The sequence below is a fragment of the Exiguobacterium sp. UBA1053 genome (assembly GCF_002316465.1).
GTDB classification, from domain to species: domain Bacteria; phylum Bacillota; class Bacilli; order Exiguobacteriales; family Exiguobacteriaceae; genus Exiguobacterium_A; species Exiguobacterium_A abrahamii.
In genome coordinates this window covers 177,765-193,693 of record NZ_DCDO01000003.1, presented here as the reverse complement: position 1 = coordinate 193,693, position 15,929 = coordinate 177,765, and the positions used below count along the sequence as shown (strand labels likewise).

Annotated in this window: 18 protein-coding genes; 11 read left to right on the top strand and 7 right to left on the bottom strand. The window is 49.0% G+C overall.

Annotated features, from left to right (window positions below; all coding sequences use genetic code 11):
* Nucleotides 1–54 precede the first annotated feature (54 nt).
* Together B3G15_RS02015 and B3G15_RS02010 are read right to left on the bottom strand one after the other, a co-directional pair.
* On the bottom strand, nt 55–1,302 hold the full coding sequence (locus B3G15_RS02015; protein ID WP_047391148.1) for a lysine N(6)-hydroxylase/L-ornithine N(5)-oxygenase family protein: 1,248 nt from the start codon (nt 1,300–1,302) through the stop codon (nt 55–57).
* A gap of 77 nt (nt 1,303–1,379) precedes the next feature.
* The gene (locus B3G15_RS02010) at nt 1,380–2,510 is read right to left on the bottom strand and encodes a S1C family serine protease (RefSeq protein ID WP_023467745.1); all 1,131 of its coding nucleotides are present in this window, start codon (nt 2,508–2,510) and stop codon (nt 1,380–1,382) included.
* Between the two features lie 207 nt (nt 2,511–2,717).
* Between B3G15_RS02010 and B3G15_RS02005 the strand changes: the two genes are divergently transcribed.
* Nucleotides 2,718–3,068, top strand: a complete 351-nt coding sequence (locus B3G15_RS02005; protein ID WP_029341233.1) for a DoxX family protein — start codon at nt 2,718–2,720, stop codon at nt 3,066–3,068.
* A gap of 38 nt (nt 3,069–3,106) precedes the next feature.
* Here B3G15_RS02005 and B3G15_RS02000 read toward each other — a convergent pair whose 3' ends face one another.
* The gene (locus B3G15_RS02000; RefSeq protein WP_023467747.1) at nt 3,107–3,871 is read right to left on the bottom strand and encodes an SGNH/GDSL hydrolase family protein; all 765 of its coding nucleotides are present in this window, start codon (nt 3,869–3,871) and stop codon (nt 3,107–3,109) included.
* 126 nt (nt 3,872–3,997) lie between these two features.
* Between B3G15_RS02000 and B3G15_RS01995 the strand changes: the two genes are divergently transcribed.
* Together B3G15_RS01995 and B3G15_RS01990 are read left to right on the top strand one after the other, a co-directional pair.
* Nucleotides 3,998–4,918 carry an ABC transporter ATP-binding protein gene (locus B3G15_RS01995; protein ID WP_029341234.1) on the top strand — a complete coding sequence of 307 codons (921 nt, stop codon included), beginning with the start codon at nt 3,998–4,000 and terminating at the stop codon, nt 4,916–4,918.
* A complete protein-coding gene (locus B3G15_RS01990) occupies nt 4,911–5,909 on the top strand; it encodes an ABC transporter permease (protein ID WP_034785942.1) in 999 nt (332 codons plus the stop codon). The genes B3G15_RS01995 and B3G15_RS01990 overlap by 8 nt, the downstream gene beginning before the upstream one ends.
* Before the next feature lie 37 nt (nt 5,910–5,946).
* On the opposite strand, the gene B3G15_RS01985 is transcribed toward B3G15_RS01990, so the two are convergent.
* Nucleotides 5,947–6,474, bottom strand: a complete 528-nt coding sequence (locus B3G15_RS01985; protein WP_290715075.1) for a hypothetical protein — start codon at nt 6,472–6,474, stop codon at nt 5,947–5,949.
* 507 nt (nt 6,475–6,981) lie between these two features.
* On the opposite strand from B3G15_RS01985, the gene miaA reads away from it, so the two are divergent.
* Nucleotides 6,982–7,908, top strand: a complete 927-nt coding sequence (miaA, locus tag B3G15_RS01980; RefSeq protein ID WP_290715072.1) for a tRNA (adenosine(37)-N6)-dimethylallyltransferase MiaA — start codon at nt 6,982–6,984, stop codon at nt 7,906–7,908.
* A 48-nt stretch (nt 7,909–7,956) separates the two neighbouring features.
* The gene (hfq, locus tag B3G15_RS01975) at nt 7,957–8,205 is read left to right on the top strand and encodes an RNA chaperone Hfq (protein ID WP_023467753.1); all 249 of its coding nucleotides are present in this window, start codon (nt 7,957–7,959) and stop codon (nt 8,203–8,205) included.
* A 107-nt stretch (nt 8,206–8,312) separates the two neighbouring features.
* On the opposite strand, the gene B3G15_RS01970 is transcribed toward hfq, so the two are convergent.
* Nucleotides 8,313–9,284 carry a tyrosine-type recombinase/integrase gene (locus B3G15_RS01970; RefSeq protein WP_064300207.1) on the bottom strand — a complete coding sequence of 324 codons (972 nt, stop codon included), beginning with the start codon at nt 9,282–9,284 and terminating at the stop codon, nt 8,313–8,315.
* A 138-nt stretch (nt 9,285–9,422) separates the two neighbouring features.
* On the opposite strand from B3G15_RS01970, the gene hflX reads away from it, so the two are divergent.
* The 6 genes from hflX (at nt 9,423) to B3G15_RS01940 (ending at nt 14,478) form a co-directional block, all read left to right on the top strand.
* Nucleotides 9,423–10,664 carry a GTPase HflX gene (gene hflX / locus B3G15_RS01965; protein ID WP_290715067.1) on the top strand — a complete coding sequence of 414 codons (1,242 nt, stop codon included), beginning with the start codon at nt 9,423–9,425 and terminating at the stop codon, nt 10,662–10,664.
* A gap of 2 nt (nt 10,665–10,666) precedes the next feature.
* Nucleotides 10,667–11,944: an aminotransferase class I/II-fold pyridoxal phosphate-dependent enzyme gene (locus B3G15_RS01960; protein WP_290715064.1), complete on the top strand. Its 1,278-nt coding sequence runs from the start codon at nt 10,667–10,669 to the stop codon at nt 11,942–11,944.
* 140 nt (nt 11,945–12,084) lie between these two features.
* Nucleotides 12,085–12,483, top strand: coding sequence for a MerR family transcriptional regulator (locus B3G15_RS01955; protein ID WP_023467758.1), 399 nt, complete (start codon nt 12,085–12,087; stop codon nt 12,481–12,483).
* Nucleotides 12,484–12,528: 45 nt separating this feature from the next.
* Nucleotides 12,529–13,875: a type I glutamate--ammonia ligase gene (gene glnA, locus B3G15_RS01950; protein WP_023467759.1), complete on the top strand. Its 1,347-nt coding sequence runs from the start codon at nt 12,529–12,531 to the stop codon at nt 13,873–13,875.
* A gap of 116 nt (nt 13,876–13,991) precedes the next feature.
* Nucleotides 13,992–14,228 carry a (4Fe-4S)-binding protein gene (locus B3G15_RS01945; RefSeq protein ID WP_050678346.1) on the top strand — a complete coding sequence of 79 codons (237 nt, stop codon included), beginning with the start codon at nt 13,992–13,994 and terminating at the stop codon, nt 14,226–14,228.
* Nucleotides 14,203–14,478: a GNAT family N-acetyltransferase gene (locus B3G15_RS01940; RefSeq protein WP_290715053.1), complete on the top strand. Its 276-nt coding sequence runs from the start codon at nt 14,203–14,205 to the stop codon at nt 14,476–14,478. Before B3G15_RS01945 ends, B3G15_RS01940 begins: the two co-directional genes overlap by 26 nt.
* A gap of 313 nt (nt 14,479–14,791) precedes the next feature.
* Here the strand turns inward: B3G15_RS01940 and B3G15_RS01935 are convergent, their stop codons facing one another.
* Both B3G15_RS01935 and B3G15_RS01930 read right to left on the bottom strand, forming a co-directional pair.
* Nucleotides 14,792–15,118: an AzlD domain-containing protein gene (locus tag B3G15_RS01935; protein WP_290715050.1), complete on the bottom strand. Its 327-nt coding sequence runs from the start codon at nt 15,116–15,118 to the stop codon at nt 14,792–14,794.
* A complete protein-coding gene (locus B3G15_RS01930; protein ID WP_023467762.1) occupies nt 15,097–15,798 on the bottom strand; it encodes an AzlC family ABC transporter permease in 702 nt (233 codons plus the stop codon). The genes B3G15_RS01935 and B3G15_RS01930 overlap by 22 nt, the downstream gene beginning before the upstream one ends.
* Between the last annotated feature and the right edge of the window lie 131 nt (nt 15,799–15,929).

The following is a 15,929-nucleotide window of genomic DNA, read 5'->3' as shown; positions in this document are numbered from 1 at the left end:
GAAAAACGAACGAGGAGTGGCGCGCGCCATTCCTCGTTCGTTTGGTTTAGTGACTCAATCGAACGTCGTAAACGTCGCATGTCGTTCGACCGGATACAGTTCCGTACCGGCGACAGCGTTCAAGATCAACTGATTCCGCGAGACGGACATCCCGAGATTATCCGCAGCCGGACCGTGTGACAGCTCTAAATTAGCAGTTGCGTAAAGATGATGGGCTGTCTCGACCGAACGCACGATTTGGTAGTCGGCATCGACTTTCCAGGCATTCGGTGCTTCGAATACAATATCAAGTCGGTCGATGAAGCTCGGAAGGGATGGCGAAAAACCAGTTGCTGCAATGACGGCATCGGTTACAGACGAGCGCTCGTCCTCAAGTTCTTGATGTTGCATCGCAATCGTGAACCGCTCATCGTACGTAATCTCTTTTACTTCGAGATTCGCGCGGATCGCGACCTGTCGTTGTTCCTCTTCCGTCAAATCATAGAGATGGGCATAGATTGATTGAAGTGTCTCCGGACTGATACCGTTCTGAGAGCGGGCGAACTTCTTAACCGATTCTTGTCGTACTTCGAGTGGAAGCTGGTTGAAGTACGTGACGTAGCTCGGTGAAAAAATTTCTTCTCCGAGTTTGCCGGTCTCAAGTGTCTCAAACAGTGTCGAACGCGCGATCCACTCGAGTTCAGGACGCTCTGGAGCAGGCGTCGTCAAGAGATCAAGGAAAATCTCGGCGGCACTTTGACCGGAGCCGACGATGCTGATTTTGTTGCGCTGAAGTAAATCTGCCTTATTCATGACATATTGCGTATTGTGGATGACGCGTTCATCAAACGTATCCGGGATGGCAGGTTTTGAACCAGTGCCGATGACGACGTTTCGTGCTTCGAACGTTTCACGTTTACCGGTCGAGACATCTTCGACGAGGACTTCAAAACTATCACCGGTGTCTTGCACGTCGATGACACGCGTCGAAAAGCGGAGATCTTCAAGCTGTGTTGCGACCCAACGTAAGTAATCGTTGTAACCTTGTCTTGAAATCAGAAGTTTTTCATAGAAGTAAAACGTGTGGAGACGGTGAATCGATCGTAAGTAATTGAGATAGGAAAACGAACTTGTCGGATCGGCGAGTGTGACGAGATCGGAGATGAAGCTCGTCTGCATCATCGAGTCCTGGATCATCATGCCGGGATGCCAGGAAAATTGTTCGCTTTCGTCAAAAAATAACGTCTTTAAATCTGTCGGATGCGCAAGTGCGCTCAATCCTAAATTCATTGGACCAATGCCAATGCCGATTAAGTCATACATAGAAAAAGCCTCCCAATTCGATATTGTTCTAAAACAATACCCGAAAAGGAAGGCGGACGAAACGTCAGGCTGAAGCTTTACAGCTGGTCGGTCGTCGTTGTTTTGGTTTCGACCGTCATCGTTTTCCCATCACGGATGATCGTCAAGGAGAGCGGTCCATCTGATTTAATCAGTGCCGTTTTGATGTCAACGAATGCTTTGATTTCGGAATCATTGATTTTCGTGATGACATCACCTGTTTTCAGTTTAGCCGCAGCAGCTGGACTGTTCGGTTCGACTGACATGACGACGACACCTGTTTTTTGACTGTCTGGTAGTTTGACCTGATCTTTAAGATAACCGGCAGGGAACGCCGCAACGTCTTGTAAGGATACACCGAGCGTCGGATGCTCGACTTTACCGTTTGTTTCAAGCTGTTTGAGGATTGGTAATGCATCATCGATCGGGATACTGAAGCCGACACCTTCGACACCAGACTCAGCGATTTTCATCGAGTTGATTCCGACGAGTTGTCCTTGTTCATTGATTAAGGCACCACCCGAGTTCCCTGGGTTAATGGCAGCATCCGTTTGAATGACTGTCGTATTGAAGTCGTCTTGTCCATCACTGTTCGTATCGACCGGTACGGTCCGGTCTTTCGAACTGACGATTCCGCGTGTGACGGAGTTTTGGAACTCACCGAGCGGGTTACCGATTGCGAGGACCGTTTGTCCGGCTTTTAAGTCCGCTGATTTCCCAAGTGTGATGACGCCCGGAACATCACTTGCGTCAACTTCAAGCACAGCTAAGTCATAGGTTTCGTCGCTACCAAGCAGTTTAGCCGAGAGCGTCTTGCCGTCATTCAACGTTACATCGAGTTTTGATGCCCCATCGACGACGTGATGATTCGTAATGATGTATGCTTTGCCGTCCTCTTTCTTATAGATGACACCGGACCCTGAACCAGCCGCTGCTTCTTGTTGGGACATCGAGTTGCCCGCTTGATAGTTCGTTACGGTCACGACGGATTTTTGAGCCGTGGCGACTGCGTTCGTCACCGGATCATTCGTCGTCGTTGAGACTTGTTTGGGCATACCATTTGATAGTGGTGTATCAGCGACTTGCTGTTCTTGATCGAGTAGGATCGGAAAGGCAACCGTAGCCGTCAAGACCGCGCCGATGATGCCTCCAGTCAATCCAGGTAAAAGTGCTTTCGTTTTTCCAGCCATAAGTCATCATTCCTCTCTGTATGATTTCTGACTTCATCATAGCAAATGAAGCAACCTCTTCTCTGATTACGGGAGACATTCCGAAATGACTCATCATTCCCCATAATTCGACGACAATTTCTAAAAGTTGAGATAATCAGGTCATTTCGATACACTGAAGCTGTCTCGAACATATATTTCATTAACAGAAAGAGAGTGTGGAACATAATGCTATTGCGTCTAGTCTATGGAGCAGGATTACTGTTTGCGGGAGTTGGTCATTTCCGCAATGAAAAAGGGTTCGTCAGCATCATGCCGTCGTTCATTCCGTTCAAGCGCTTCTTCGTCCAAGTGACAGGGGTCATCGAAATCGCTTACGGTGTCATGTTGTTGACAGGAAAAGGGGTGCACCTCGTTCGTAAGACTCTTCCTGCCTTCTTATATGCTGTCTTACCCGCAAACGTCAACATGGCAGTCAATCCAAAGCCGATTAATGGGAAACGTCTTCCGTCTTGGTTGCTTTGGACACGGTTGCCGCTCCAATGGGGGCTCGTCTCTCTTGCGAAACGTCTGAAATGAATCGGAACAAAAAGCCGCCTAAATGGCGGCTTTTATTGTTAGAAACGTTTATTGACAGCAAGTAAGGAAGCTTTTGCAATCTCTTCGTAGGTAGAATCGTTCGGGTGGAATTGGTCACTCGACAAATCGCGTTTGACGTCACGCACGAGATTGAATGTGTCGATGATCTCGACATCGTACTCGATACCGAGCGTCCGTGATTTTGCGTTCCAATCTTGTACGATGGCATCGAATGCTTCACCGTTTTCCGTTGCACGGAAAGGATTATAGAGCCCGACGTAGAAAATGACAGCATCCGGATTTTGTTCTCGTAGGATACTGAACGTCTTTTTCAAGTTCGCTTGTGCCGTCGTGACGGTTTCGGCTGTCTTCTTCGCATTGAAGTTCGCGACGCCTTCACCACGGTTGAATAAGTCATTTCCGCCAATCGTCACCGAGATGACTTTTGCTTGTTTGATTGAACGTAAGACTTCTTTTTGTTCTAGTTGTTTCAGTAAATCTTCCGTCCGGGCACCACTGACGGCAAGATTCTGGAAGCGCTCGACAGTGTTATCTTTGACAAGATCGCGTCCGACGATCGCGGCGTAACTATTGCCGTTTGATGCTCCGACACCACGTGTTAAGGAATCACCAAGCGCGACGTACGTCCCGCCTTTTTTGACAGGCTCTTCCTTCGTAGGTGTCAAGACGGCACGTTTTGGTGGGTTGACGACGTCACTATAGGCACTGACGAAGCCGTATCCAAAGATTGCCGTCAAAACGAGTGAGACGGTTAAAAACAGGGGCCAGCGTAATCGCTTCATGAACGTTCCTCCTTCTAGGTTCTAACCTGATTGTAGCAAAAGTTGAAAGAATGTGCGGAAATGAAGTGTTCTGACAAGTCAAATGATTCATTATTCCGCTAGAATAGACAATAAGAGGTGAGAGACGTGAAACCAACAGTGAAATTAGAAGGTGTAACAAAGGTGATCGGAAAAAAGACGATCATTGATAATATCTCGTTTGAGATTCAACCAGGTGAAGTCTTTGGCTTCCTTGGACCGAACGGGGCAGGAAAAACGACGACGATTCGGATGCTTGTCGGCTTGATCAAACCGACGTCCGGTAAAATCACGGTCTGTGACTTCGACGTCCGCAAACAGTTCGTCCAAGCGATGGAGCGGATTGGCTCGATCGTTGAAAATCCAGAGTTGTATAAGTATTTGACGGGTCGCGAAAATCTACAAGTCTTTGCCCGGATGTTACCGAATGTCGATGATGCCCGGATTCAGGAAGTCATCGATCTCGTCGATTTGACGGCGCGTGTTGATGATCAAGTCCGGACATACTCGCTCGGGATGCGGCAGCGCCTCGGAATCGCACAAGCATTACTCGGACGACCAAGCGTCTTGATTCTCGACGAACCGACGAATGGTCTCGATCCGATGGGGATTCGGGATTTACGTCAATTCATCCGCCGGCTCGTCGAGGAAACGGGACTGTCGGTCCTCGTCTCGAGTCATATCTTGGCTGAGATCGAAATGCTTGCCGATCGAGTTGCGATCATGAGTTATGGCAAAATCGTTCAAGTCGGAACGGTCAAGGAACTGGTCGAGTCGCTCGCACCAGGCGTTGACTGGCGTGTCGATGATGCCTTTAAGGCAAATGAGATTTTATCAGCATCGGATCAAGTCCAAGTGTCCGAAGTCGTCGATGCGAATACGGTTCATACTTTGATGGATGCAAGCAAGACACCAGCGCTCAACAAACAGTTGCTCGAAGCAGGTGTCGAAGTCTGGACGATTGAACGGAAAGTCCAAACGCTCGAAGATCTGTTCATCACGTTAACGGGAGGCGATCACATTGCGTAATCCGAACATGATCGGTCTCGTTCGAAATGAAGTGACGAAAATCGCTTCAAAACGTCGTTTTGCTGTCGTTGCGATCATTTTGATCGTCCTTGTCTCGATGTTTACGTACGCACAGTACCGAGACATCCAAGAACAAATCAAAAAGCAGGGAACGCTCGATTGGCGGGTTGAGTTACAACAAGACATCGTCGACACGCAGAACCGTCTTGCTTCCAGCAGTATTCAAGATGAGTTCCGTCAGTTCCTTGAGTTTGACCTAAAACAAAATCAATACTATCTCGACAATGACATCAACCCGAACTATCCGGGAGCCCCGACGTTCATCCGGATCTTCTTCTCGCAAGGATTGACGCTGATCTTACCGCTGTTCATCATCGTCATCATGGCGGATATCGTCAGTGGGGAGCAAAATGACGGAACAATCAAGACGCTACTGTCGCGACCAGTCCGGCGCTGGAAGATCCTGATGGCGAAATGGTTGACGGTGTTGCTCTATACGTCGATGCTGATGGCATTGACCGTCGCCGTCTGTTACGCGATATCCGGGATCGTCCTCGGCTATGACGGCTGGACCGCACCGATCTTGACCGGTTTCCAAGCTTCACCGAGCGGTACGTTCTCGACGGAGTTCGTGCATACGTTACCGATGTGGGAGTACCTCTTGATGGCCGTCGGTCTAGCATGGATCGTCACAGCTGTCGTCGGAACGATCGCCTTGATGGTCTCTGTTCTCGTCAAAAATACAGCGACAGGGATCGGGATCATGATGGCAGTCTTGATTTCCGGTACGTTACTGACGACGCTCGGTTCAAGTTGGACGAGCTCGAAATATCTCGTCAACGTCAACTTCGGACTGATCAATTACCTCGATGGACAAGCACCACCAATCGAGGGGATGACGCTTCCGTTCTCCCTTGCCGTCCTCGGTTGTTGGACGGTCGCGGCACTAGTCGTTGCGTTCTGGAACTTCACACAAAAAGATATGTATTAAGACGAACGGGTCCACCTATAGAGGGGGACCCGTTTTTTCATGGATGAAGCGACAAACGATCGTATGTCTCGATTATTTTTTGATACTGAAGTTGTGTCGATAACGAAGCATCTACTATGAGAATCGGGGAAATTGACCGGTCCATTTGATACTGGTGTTCTGCGAACGTACCGATCATCGATGGGTCCGTCGCCGTGTGATACGTCCGGCACCAGTCAAGGAATTCATTGGAGCCTGTAAAATCTGGGTATCGTGCTGCTTCGCGTGCGATGAGACGTTCCATCCGAACCGATTCGTCGAGCGACAGGAAGACAAGCAAGTCCCGATTGATGAAACCGTCCGGGTGCCAGGCGAAGACAGAACCGGAGACGATGTAATCGTTGTAAGACATTAGATCTGCTTCATACATGGAAAATCGCTCGGAAACGTCTCGCTTTTCAGTGAACGTCGTATCTGTCCAAAGATAATGGTCGGTATCAATCCAGGGAATCTGTTCAGCTTGCCCGATGAAGGCGCCCAGTGTACTTTTTCCGGTACCTGAGCCACCAATGATTTGAATACGCACAACAATCGGCTCCTTTCGAAATAATGTACCGGCACGCAGAACAGGCCCGGGCATGATGCCGGACCTGTCGCTTGGAAGAACGAATTCTCCCTATGTCGCCTTATGCAAGCATAAGACATGGAATCGAGAGGCAGTGCCTCTAAATAGGAAGCCGATGCAGGTCAGCCTCCGCGCTACGTACCAATCGTACTTTTATCATACTGATTCCAAGAATTGGTGTCAAACCTGCTCGAAAGGGTTTACAAACCTTTCAAACCGTCAAAAGAGAGAATAACGATGACTAGAGGAGGAACGACCATGGCAGATTGGGGCATCATGCTGACAGGCGTCGTCATTTGTGGGTGGTGCATCTTTAGTGCCATCTATGACGATTTCATCCGTCGCGTATAAGACGAGCAAACGTGAACCGTCCAAGGAGGGCGGTTTTTTTGTTGATTTTTTCAATCCGAGTAAGTGGCTGTGGTACACTCGAATCAGAATGAAAAGATAGAGAATGGGTGAAGAAAAATGAAGAAACAACCAGTCATCGTTATCGTCGGACCGACGGCAGTCGGAAAAACGAAGACGGGCATTGAACTAGCCAAACGATTAAACGGAGAAGTCTTATCTGGAGACTCTGTCCAAGTCTATCAAGGGATGGATATCGGATCGGCAAAAGTGACGACCGAAGAGATGGAAGGGGTGCCGCATCATCTGCTTGATCTCGTTACACCTGATGATGAGATGAGTGTAGCGCGTTTCCAGACGGTTGCCCGAGCGACGATCGATGAGATCGCAAGTCGGGGGAAGTTACCGATCATCGTCGGTGGAACAGGGCTTTATATCCGTTCGATTTTATATGATTATCAGTTCACCGAGCAGGCAGAAGATCCAGCCTTAAGGGCTGAACTCGAAGCGTATGCAGCGACACATGGAGCGAATGCGCTACATGATCAGTTGAAGGAACTTGATCCGGTGCGTGCCGAAGCGATTCATCCGAATAACATTCAGCGGGTCGTGCGGGCGATTGAGGTCGCGCGGACGGGTCAGACACAAACGACCGGTAGTAAGCCTGCACTTTACGAGAGTCTACTGTTCGTCCTACACATGGAAGACCGGGATCGCTTGTATGATCGAATCGATCAGCGGGTAGATATGATGGTCGAAAGTGGGCTTCTTGAAGAAGTGGCGCGTCTTGACGCTGCCGGGTACCGACAAACGAAGGCGTTGCAAGCGATTGGTTATAAAGAGATGTTACCGGTCCTTGACGGGGCACCACTCAATCCTGCCGTCGACATGCTGAAACGGAACACGCGACGCTTCGCTAAACGTCAATTGACGTGGTTCCGGCACCAATTTGATGGCGTTTGGGTGGATATGGGAAAGTTTTCATTTGAAGAAACGTTCAAAATTATCTATGATAGAACTGTAAAGTTTCTGAAAGCGGTTAAATAAGAGTTGCCCGAAGACAGAAACAGATAAAAAGAGGGGGCACGGGGAATCATGAAAGCGACATACAACATTCAGGACGTCTTTTTAAATCAATTACGGAAAGATGCAGTCCCGACAACGGTTTTCTTAATCAGTGGGTATCAATTACGGGGGCTGATCAAGTCATTCGATAACTTCACAGTCATCTTGGAGTCGGAAGGCAAACAGCAATTGATCTACAAACACGCGATCTCGACGTTCGCACCAGCGCGCAACGTGACGTTATATGAACAAGAAGAGACACAAGAAGTCTCTCGCTAAGCAAAAAGACGACCGGGGGGTCGTCTTTTTTTAGGTTTCATTCAGGTGTGGCGCTTCGTAAGTGAAGCGAAAAATGACAGTTGCTTCACTCCATCGTAAACGTGTCGTTACAGTAATGGTGTCAGTTCCTCGACTGCTTCTTCATAACGTCGGAGCGAGACATCCTTATAGAGGCATGTCTTCTGTAGGCGTTCTTCCTTCGTCATCTCGTCCTGATATGTTTTCAGGATAAAACTGTTGCGTAACATCGACGGCGTCAAGATCCGTTTATTATCCGACCGTTCATTCAGCTGACGCATCATCTTCGTAATCATGACGATCGACAATTGCTTCGGTGCATTTTTGCTGTAGACCCAGCGGAATGTCATCCGAGCGAAGTCGAAGGCGACGAAAAAGGGATCGGTACTGTTATAACGGGGGCGGACCGGCTCCGGGATCGTCTTCAAGTATCGCAACATGATATCTTGATCCTCCCGCTCGAGGTGAAGCAGGTAACGGTTGCCGAGTCGGTCATGAACGGTCATCTCTTGCTGGGCGAAATTGAGGTCGTGCATCTTCAAACCAATGATGTGATGAACACGTAAGCCGTAAAGATAAAACAGACGAAGAATCAATTCGTTTCGATCGATCAAATACGGACGTGCCTTCAATTGATGTTCCGTCAAGCCGCGATCGGATTGATTCGTCCGGACCAACTGTTCGTATTCTTTGAAGGAAGCGACGTGTTTTGCCGTCAATTCGTGCGTCGGTTGTGCGTATTCGATCAGCTTCGCCTTCGTTTGCCGGATCTGGTAATTGACTTGATTGATGACGGTGACGATTCGGGCAACCGTCGCTTGCTGGTAGAGTTTCTCTTCGATCAAGTACTCATTGATGAACGTCTTCCATGTCTCGATTGAAATCGCCTTGAAATCATCGATCGTCTCGAGCGGCTGGTCGACATCCGTCATGTAACGATGGACTTCGATTAAATCATACCGATAGCGGCGGACGGTCGAAAGTTGCCGTCCACTTGTCGTTAGATAAAACAAATAGCGTTCAATGAACTCTGGAAGCGTATACGACTGTTCGCGTGCCATGGTTTTCCTCCCCTTATCGTAATCTTTCTTCCATCATAAACCGAACGGATGTTTCCTGTCCAAAAAAGTTCAGACGAACCGGTGCCTGTGGTATGATAAGGGGCGCAGTACGTCTTTACTCGTGAAAGGAATGATATTATGTCAGAACGCGTTATCGTCGTTGGTTGCCAGCTCCCCGGTGTCCCGGACCATGTCTATGAAGAATCGGTCGCGGAGCTTGAAGCACTCGTAACGACTGCGCATGGTGTCGTCGTCGGTCGTCTGGATCAAAAACGACAAGCGATTGATCGCCGTACGTTCATCGGAAAAGGAAAGGTTGAAGAACTCGTTGCCTTAGCAGACGAACTTGAACCTGATTTAATCATATTCAATGCCGAGGTCACGCCCGGTCAGATGAAGAATATCCGGATCGCCTTGTCGGACCCGGAAAGGATCAAATTGATCGACCGGACACAGTTGATCCTCGATATCTTCGCTGGACGTGCCCAGTCACGCGAAGGGAAATTGCAGGTCGAACTGGCACAGATGAGTTATCTCTTACCACGTCTTGCCGGGCAGGGAACACAACTGTCACGTCTTGGTGGCGGAATCGGGACGCGTGGACCAGGTGAATCGAAACTCGAGACGGACCGCCGTCATATCCGGCGTCGGGTTGATGAGATCTCGAAACAACTCGAGACATCCGTCGCCCACCGTGCCCGTTACCGGGAACGTCGCAAAGAGAACCAGACATTCCAAATCGCGCTCGTCGGTTATACGAATGCCGGCAAATCAACGATCTTCAACCGGTTGACACAGGCCGACACATACGAGAAGGATGAGTTGTTCGCGACGCTCGATCCGTTGACACGTCAAGTTGATTTGCCGGAAGGTGGTCAAATCCTCCTGACGGATACGGTCGGTTTCATTCAAGATCTCCCGACGAAGTTGATCGCGGCGTTCCGTTCGACACTCGAGGAAGTGTTGGAAGCAGACTTGATCCTTCACGTTGTTGATGCGTCGAGTGAGCATTACTTGAATCAGATGCAGACGACGAACGATGTCCTCGATGAACTCGGTGCCGGTGACATTCCGCAGCTCGAAGTCTACAACAAAAAGGATCAACTGAACCGCTTGTTCACCGGTGGAAAGCTGTTGATTTCTGCGCTTGATCCGCAAGATATCGAGCGCTTGATCGAAGAGATCGAACGTTCGATCAGCGAAATCCTCGAGTATCTCGAGATTCGCATTCCGGTTGACGGTTTTGCCCACTACAATCCGGCGAAGGAAGTCATGATGAACTTGAAGGAATCGTTCGAAGAAGATGGCTCTGTCATCTTAAAAGGTTACTTGCGTAAAGATACGCGTCTATACGCGACATTGAAACAATACGAGGTGTAAACATGTTTTCAGAATTAACCCATTACGAAACGCTCCGTCCGCTCATTGACCGGGCGGAGGAACAGATCGCCCCGTACGTCAAGAAAGCGCAAGAGGTCGCGGAATACAATCAATTCCGTGTCCTCGATGCGTTCCGACGTCACAAGGTCAGTGATTTTCACTTCATGCCGTCAACAGGGTACGGCTACAACGATGAAGGACGCGATACGCTCGAACGGATCTATGCCGATGTCTTCGGTGCGGAAGCCGGTCTTTGTCGTCCGCAAATCATTAGCGGAACCCATGCGATCGGTATCGCGTTATTCGGTTTGTTATTGCCAGGAGACGAATTGCTCTATATCACAGGAAAACCATACGACACGCTTGAAGAGATCGTCGGAATTCGTGGTGACGGACGCGGTTCATTAAAGGAACTGGGCGTCCAGTATGATGTCGTCGAGATGAAAAACACCGAGACGATCGACGTACCGGCCGTTCTCGAACGAATCACACCGCAGACGAAGGTCGTCGGGATTCAGCGTTCAAAAGGGTATGCGACGCGACGCAGTCTGCCGGTCAACGAGATCGGAGAAGCGATCGCCACCATCAAAGCTGTCCATCCGCACGTACTGATCTTCGTCGATAACTGCTACGGTGAATTCGTCGAGACAATCGAACCGACGCACGTCGGGGCAGACTTGATGGCAGGGTCGTTGATTAAGAATCCGGGTGGTGGTCTTGCGAAGACTGGCGGTTATCTCGTCGGTCGAACGGACTTGATCGAACGGGCATCGTTCCGGATGACGACGCCAGGGATTGGCGCCGAAGCCGGTCCATCGTTATCCGCACTTCCGGATATGTATCAAGGTTTCTATATGGCACCACATACGGTGAGCCAAGCGTTGATGGGCGCGATGTTCACGTCGAGCATGCTCGGTCAGTTCGGCTTTGATACGGCACCGCATCATACGGCAGAACGGACGGATTTGATTCAATCGGTTTCGTTCCATGCGCCGGAGCCGATGATTGCCTTCTGTCAAGCGATTCAAGCTGCTTCACCCGTCAATGCACATGCGTTACCGATTCCGGATTATATGCCGGGATATGCGGACGATGTCATCATGGCAGCAGGAACATTCGTACAGGGATCATCGATTGAGTTGTCAGCGGATGGTCCGATCCGTGCGCCCTATACCGCGTACGTCCAAGGTGGTTTGACGTATAGCCACGTTAAGATTGCCATCATCTCAGCCGTCAATCACTTGATGGAAAAACAATTAATTCCAGAAAAAAACGTTTAATACTAGAATATCTCGTGAAAAGACCTCTGAACGACTTCATGTAAAGTGATTAAAAAAGTTGTGTTAACTTTTCTTACATCGCTTGACAAGTTGCCTGACAGAGGTTTATTCTCATGGAGTAAGGAAAAAGGAGGAACCACATGGCAGACTCATCACGCCAGTCCAAGCCACTATTTCCCATCGGAGTCGTTCAAGAGTTGACCGCTTTATCTGCCCGCCAGATCCGATACTACGAAGAACAAGGACTGATCAAACCGGAGCGGACAGAGACGAAGCGTCGCCTCTATTCGTTCAACGATGTCGATCGCTTGTTGTCGATCAAGGAATACCTGGATCAGGGACTGAATATCGCAGGGATCAAATTGATTTTTGAAAACGATCTCGTCAAACGCGAACGCGTTGCGGAGAGCGTCGTCGAGACGCGCCCGGAACTATCTGACGGCGAATTGTATAAACTCCTGAAAAATGAATTGAAGGAAGCAGGACGACATGGAAAGACGTCGCTCATCCAAGGTGAGCTCGGGCGTTTCTTCAAGTAAGGACCTGTAACCATATAAAAACGAATCGGAGAGGGGATTTGTCACATGACACGTCGCAACATTACACGAGAAGACATTTTGAAAATCGCTAAAGCTGAGGATGTACGCTTTATTCGCTTACAGTTCACAGATATCCTCGGAACGATCAAGAACGTTGAGATTCCAGTAAGCCAATTGGAAAAAGCACTTGATAACAAAATGATGTTCGATGGTTCATCGATCGAAGGATTCGTTCGAATCGAAGAATCAGATATGTATCTCTTCCCAGACTTGAACACATGGGTCGTCTTCCCATGGACAGAAGATGGAACAGGGAAAGTTGCACGTTTAATCTGTGACATCCACAATCCGGATGGCACGCCGTTCGCAGGAGACCCACGTGGTCAGCTCAAACGGGTACTTAAAGAGATGGAAGAGCTCGGTTTCTCATCATTCAACGTTGGACCAGAGCCAGAATTCTTCCTCTTCAAGAAAGATGAAAAAGGTCGTCCGACACTTGAATTGAACGACCAAGGTGGATACTTCGACCTCGCACCAGTCGACCTCGGTGAAAACTGCCGTAAAGAGATCGTCATCGAGCTCGAGAACATGGGCTTTGAAATCGAAGCATCACACCACGAAGTCGCTCCAGGTCAGCACGAAATCGACTTCAAATATGCAGATGCGATCACGACAGCGGATAACATCCAAACGTTCAAACTCGTCGTCAAGACGATTGCTGCGAAGCACAACTTGCACGCGACATTCATGCCAAAACCACTCTTCGGTGTCAACGGATCAGGCATGCACGCGAACATGTCGCTTTTCAAAGGCAACGAGAACGTCTTCTTCGATGAAGGCAACGAAGACATGCAATTGTCGGATGATGCACGTGCCTTCACGGCAGGTATCCTCAAACACGCTCGTGCGTTCACAGCGGTTTGTAACCCGACAGTCAACTCATACAAACGTCTTGTTCCTGGCTACGAAGCACCTTGCTACGTCGCATGGTCAGCACGTAACCGTTCACCACTCGTCCGTGTTCCTGCAGCACGTGGACTCTCGACTCGTATCGAAGTTCGTTCAGTCGACCCAGCAGCGAACCCGTACCTTGCGCTTGCGACATTGCTCGCTTCAGGTCTTGATGGAATCAAGAACAACTTGAAAGCACCGGCTCCAATCGACCGCAACATCTACGTCATGGACAAACCGGAACGCGTTGCAAACGGAATTGATGATCTTCCATCAACACTCAGCCACGCACTCGAAGTCTTGAAAGCGGATGACGTCGTCATGCACGCTCTCGGCGATCACATCGCAGAGCACTTCGTTGAATTGAAAGAAATCGAATGGGATATGTTCCGGACGCAAGTCACGGAATGGGAACGCGATCAGTACATGGTCTTGTTCTAATCCAACTCAAGCACTTTCGGACTTCTGTCCGGAAGTGCTTTTTTCATAGCGCCGACAGGGATTGAGTCAAGGGTGTGGAAAGATACAAGAGTACAAAGAAAGGGAGACGATACATCATGAAAAAAGGATATGAAGGCAAAGAGATCACGGTCTATTTTGATTCGGAAGTCTGCATTCACTCTGGTCATTGTGTACGAAGTCTACCAACTGTCTTTGATGTCAAGCGGCGTCCATGGATTGAAGCGGACGGAGCACCAGTCGAAGACGTCATGCGGGTTGTCGACGGTTGTCCGAGCGGCGCCTTATCTTACGAACGGAGGGAAGCAAATGGAGCTGAAACGAGCGGAACGTAAAATCGAAGCCCATCAGGAAGATGAAGTGATTGGGGAAATCACTTACAGCGATACGAACAACGGCATGTGGATCATTGATCACACATACGTCGATCCCGCGCACCGCAATCAACAGATTGGGGAACAACTCGTTGCCGAAATCGTCAACTGGGCACGAGAAGCAAACGTCAAACTGTTACCGTTATGTCCGTTTGCGAAAAAAGAGTTTGAACATCAATCCGATTATCAGGACGTACAAGCAAATACGTGAACACAAAAATCTCCTCTAGTCTCTCAAGACCAGAGGAGATTTTTTCGAGTCATTGTTTATGATCCCTGACTTTCATTTTGCGAGAAACCATCATCGTACCGAAATAGGCGATGACGTACAACACAATCAATCCTTGTTTTAGCAGATAAGGTAGATCCATTTGACTCGCGATTATAAAAATGACGCACAGCAATATCAAATAGGGTATGAACTGCTTATTTGGCATATCAGGACCTCCTTCACTATCCATTTATTTCTATTATAAGGATAACACAAGAGATGCATCGAAATAGGCTAAAGATGAATGACTTGCTTATAGATACAATCGTAGAAACGCCATCGTGACAACACCAGTCACGACCGTCCAGGATAAACTTTTACTGAAAATCGCGACCGCCATGGTCGGGAGGGCGGCGAAGACATGAAGCGTCGAAACCGTCGGAAACGCCTCATCTTGAGCGATGAGAAGATTTTGAAAGAAAAGGGCACCGAGCAGGCAGACCGGAATGAACGAGAGCCATTCTGTTACGAGGCGCGGTAACGTCAGTCCTTGAAGGACGAGAAACGGTAAGACGCGTGGAATCCATGTTACGAGTCCACAAGCTAAAAAAAGAGCAATTAATTCCGGGCGGATTTCCATCGTGTGATCACGACTCCTATACTTGCACCACCGAGCGTCGCGCAAAGAACGGCGACTTCTGGAGAAAAGTAGCGCATGGTTATGTAAAGCAATAGTAAGACAATCAGTAAAAGGCAACTATTCACGGCAATACGGGAACGTTCCCCTTCAAACTGTAAGTACAATAAGCCGATGAACATCGCTGTCAGGGCAAAATCGAGACCGAAGCGCTCGGGATCAGGGAACCAGCTGCCGACAAGGGCGCCGAGAACGGTTGCGACGATCCAGCTGAAGTAAGCAGTCAGATTCAAGCCATGCATGAAGGACGGGGAGAGCTTCCCTTTTTGGGCAGTGTTCATCGCGACAGCGAACGACTCATCCGTCAGTAGCGTTCCGGTACCGAGGCGGTCGCGGAGATGACGTGTCTCAACATGTGGCGCAAGCGTCAGACTCATTAACAAGTGCCTGAGATTGACGATGAACGTCGTCAGAATGATGGCAGAAGCAGGACCATTTAAGAGTAAGAGACTCGTGATGATGAACTGAGCGGCGCCGGCATAGATGAAGACGGACATGAATCCGACTTCAAGAGGGGATAAGCCGGAGGCACGACCGACGATCCCAGCTGAAAAACCGATGCCGATATATCCGAGGACAGTGGGTAGACAGGCACGGACGCCTGCTTGAAAGGCTGATGACATTCGATTCCTCCTCTTTTTTAAGAGCATAGCACTCATGCGGAATATCGTCACCAACTGGTCAATATTTTCATCGTTTTTTTCGACATACTCGGCTTGATTTAGTGGTAAAGAGTAAGTGGTACGGCAAAAAT

Excerpts from the sequence above, each read along its gene's own strand:
- B3G15_RS01940 (WP_290715053.1), top strand. The coding sequence starts at position 14,203 with ATGGAGCTGAAACGAGCGGAACGTAAAATCGAAGCCCATCAGGAAGAT.
- miaA (WP_290715072.1), top strand. The coding sequence starts at position 6,982 with ATGAAGAAACAACCAGTCATCGTTATCGTCGGACCGACGGCAGTCGGA.
- B3G15_RS02005 (WP_029341233.1), top strand. The coding sequence starts at position 2,718 with ATGCTATTGCGTCTAGTCTATGGAGCAGGATTACTGTTTGCGGGAGTT.
- glnA (WP_023467759.1), top strand. The coding sequence starts at position 12,529 with ATGACACGTCGCAACATTACACGAGAAGACATTTTGAAAATCGCTAAA.
- B3G15_RS02010 (WP_023467745.1), bottom strand. The coding sequence starts at position 2,510 with ATGGCTGGAAAAACGAAAGCACTTTTACCTGGATTGACTGGAGGCATC.
- B3G15_RS01970 (WP_064300207.1), bottom strand. The coding sequence starts at position 9,284 with ATGGCACGCGAACAGTCGTATACGCTTCCAGAGTTCATTGAACGCTAT.
- hfq (WP_023467753.1), top strand. The coding sequence starts at position 7,957 with ATGAAAGCGACATACAACATTCAGGACGTCTTTTTAAATCAATTACGG.
- B3G15_RS01960 (WP_290715064.1), top strand. The coding sequence starts at position 10,667 with ATGTTTTCAGAATTAACCCATTACGAAACGCTCCGTCCGCTCATTGAC.
- B3G15_RS02000 (WP_023467747.1), bottom strand. The coding sequence starts at position 3,871 with ATGAAGCGATTACGCTGGCCCCTGTTTTTAACCGTCTCACTCGTTTTG.
- B3G15_RS01930 (WP_023467762.1), bottom strand. The coding sequence starts at position 15,798 with ATGTCATCAGCCTTTCAAGCAGGCGTCCGTGCCTGTCTACCCACTGTC.
- B3G15_RS01945 (WP_050678346.1), top strand. The coding sequence starts at position 13,992 with ATGAAAAAAGGATATGAAGGCAAAGAGATCACGGTCTATTTTGATTCG.
- B3G15_RS01955 (WP_023467758.1), top strand. The coding sequence starts at position 12,085 with ATGGCAGACTCATCACGCCAGTCCAAGCCACTATTTCCCATCGGAGTC.
- B3G15_RS02015 (WP_047391148.1), bottom strand. The coding sequence starts at position 1,302 with ATGTATGACTTAATCGGCATTGGCATTGGTCCAATGAATTTAGGATTG.
- hflX (WP_290715067.1), top strand. The coding sequence starts at position 9,423 with ATGTCAGAACGCGTTATCGTCGTTGGTTGCCAGCTCCCCGGTGTCCCG.
- B3G15_RS01935 (WP_290715050.1), bottom strand. The coding sequence starts at position 15,118 with ATGGAAATCCGCCCGGAATTAATTGCTCTTTTTTTAGCTTGTGGACTC.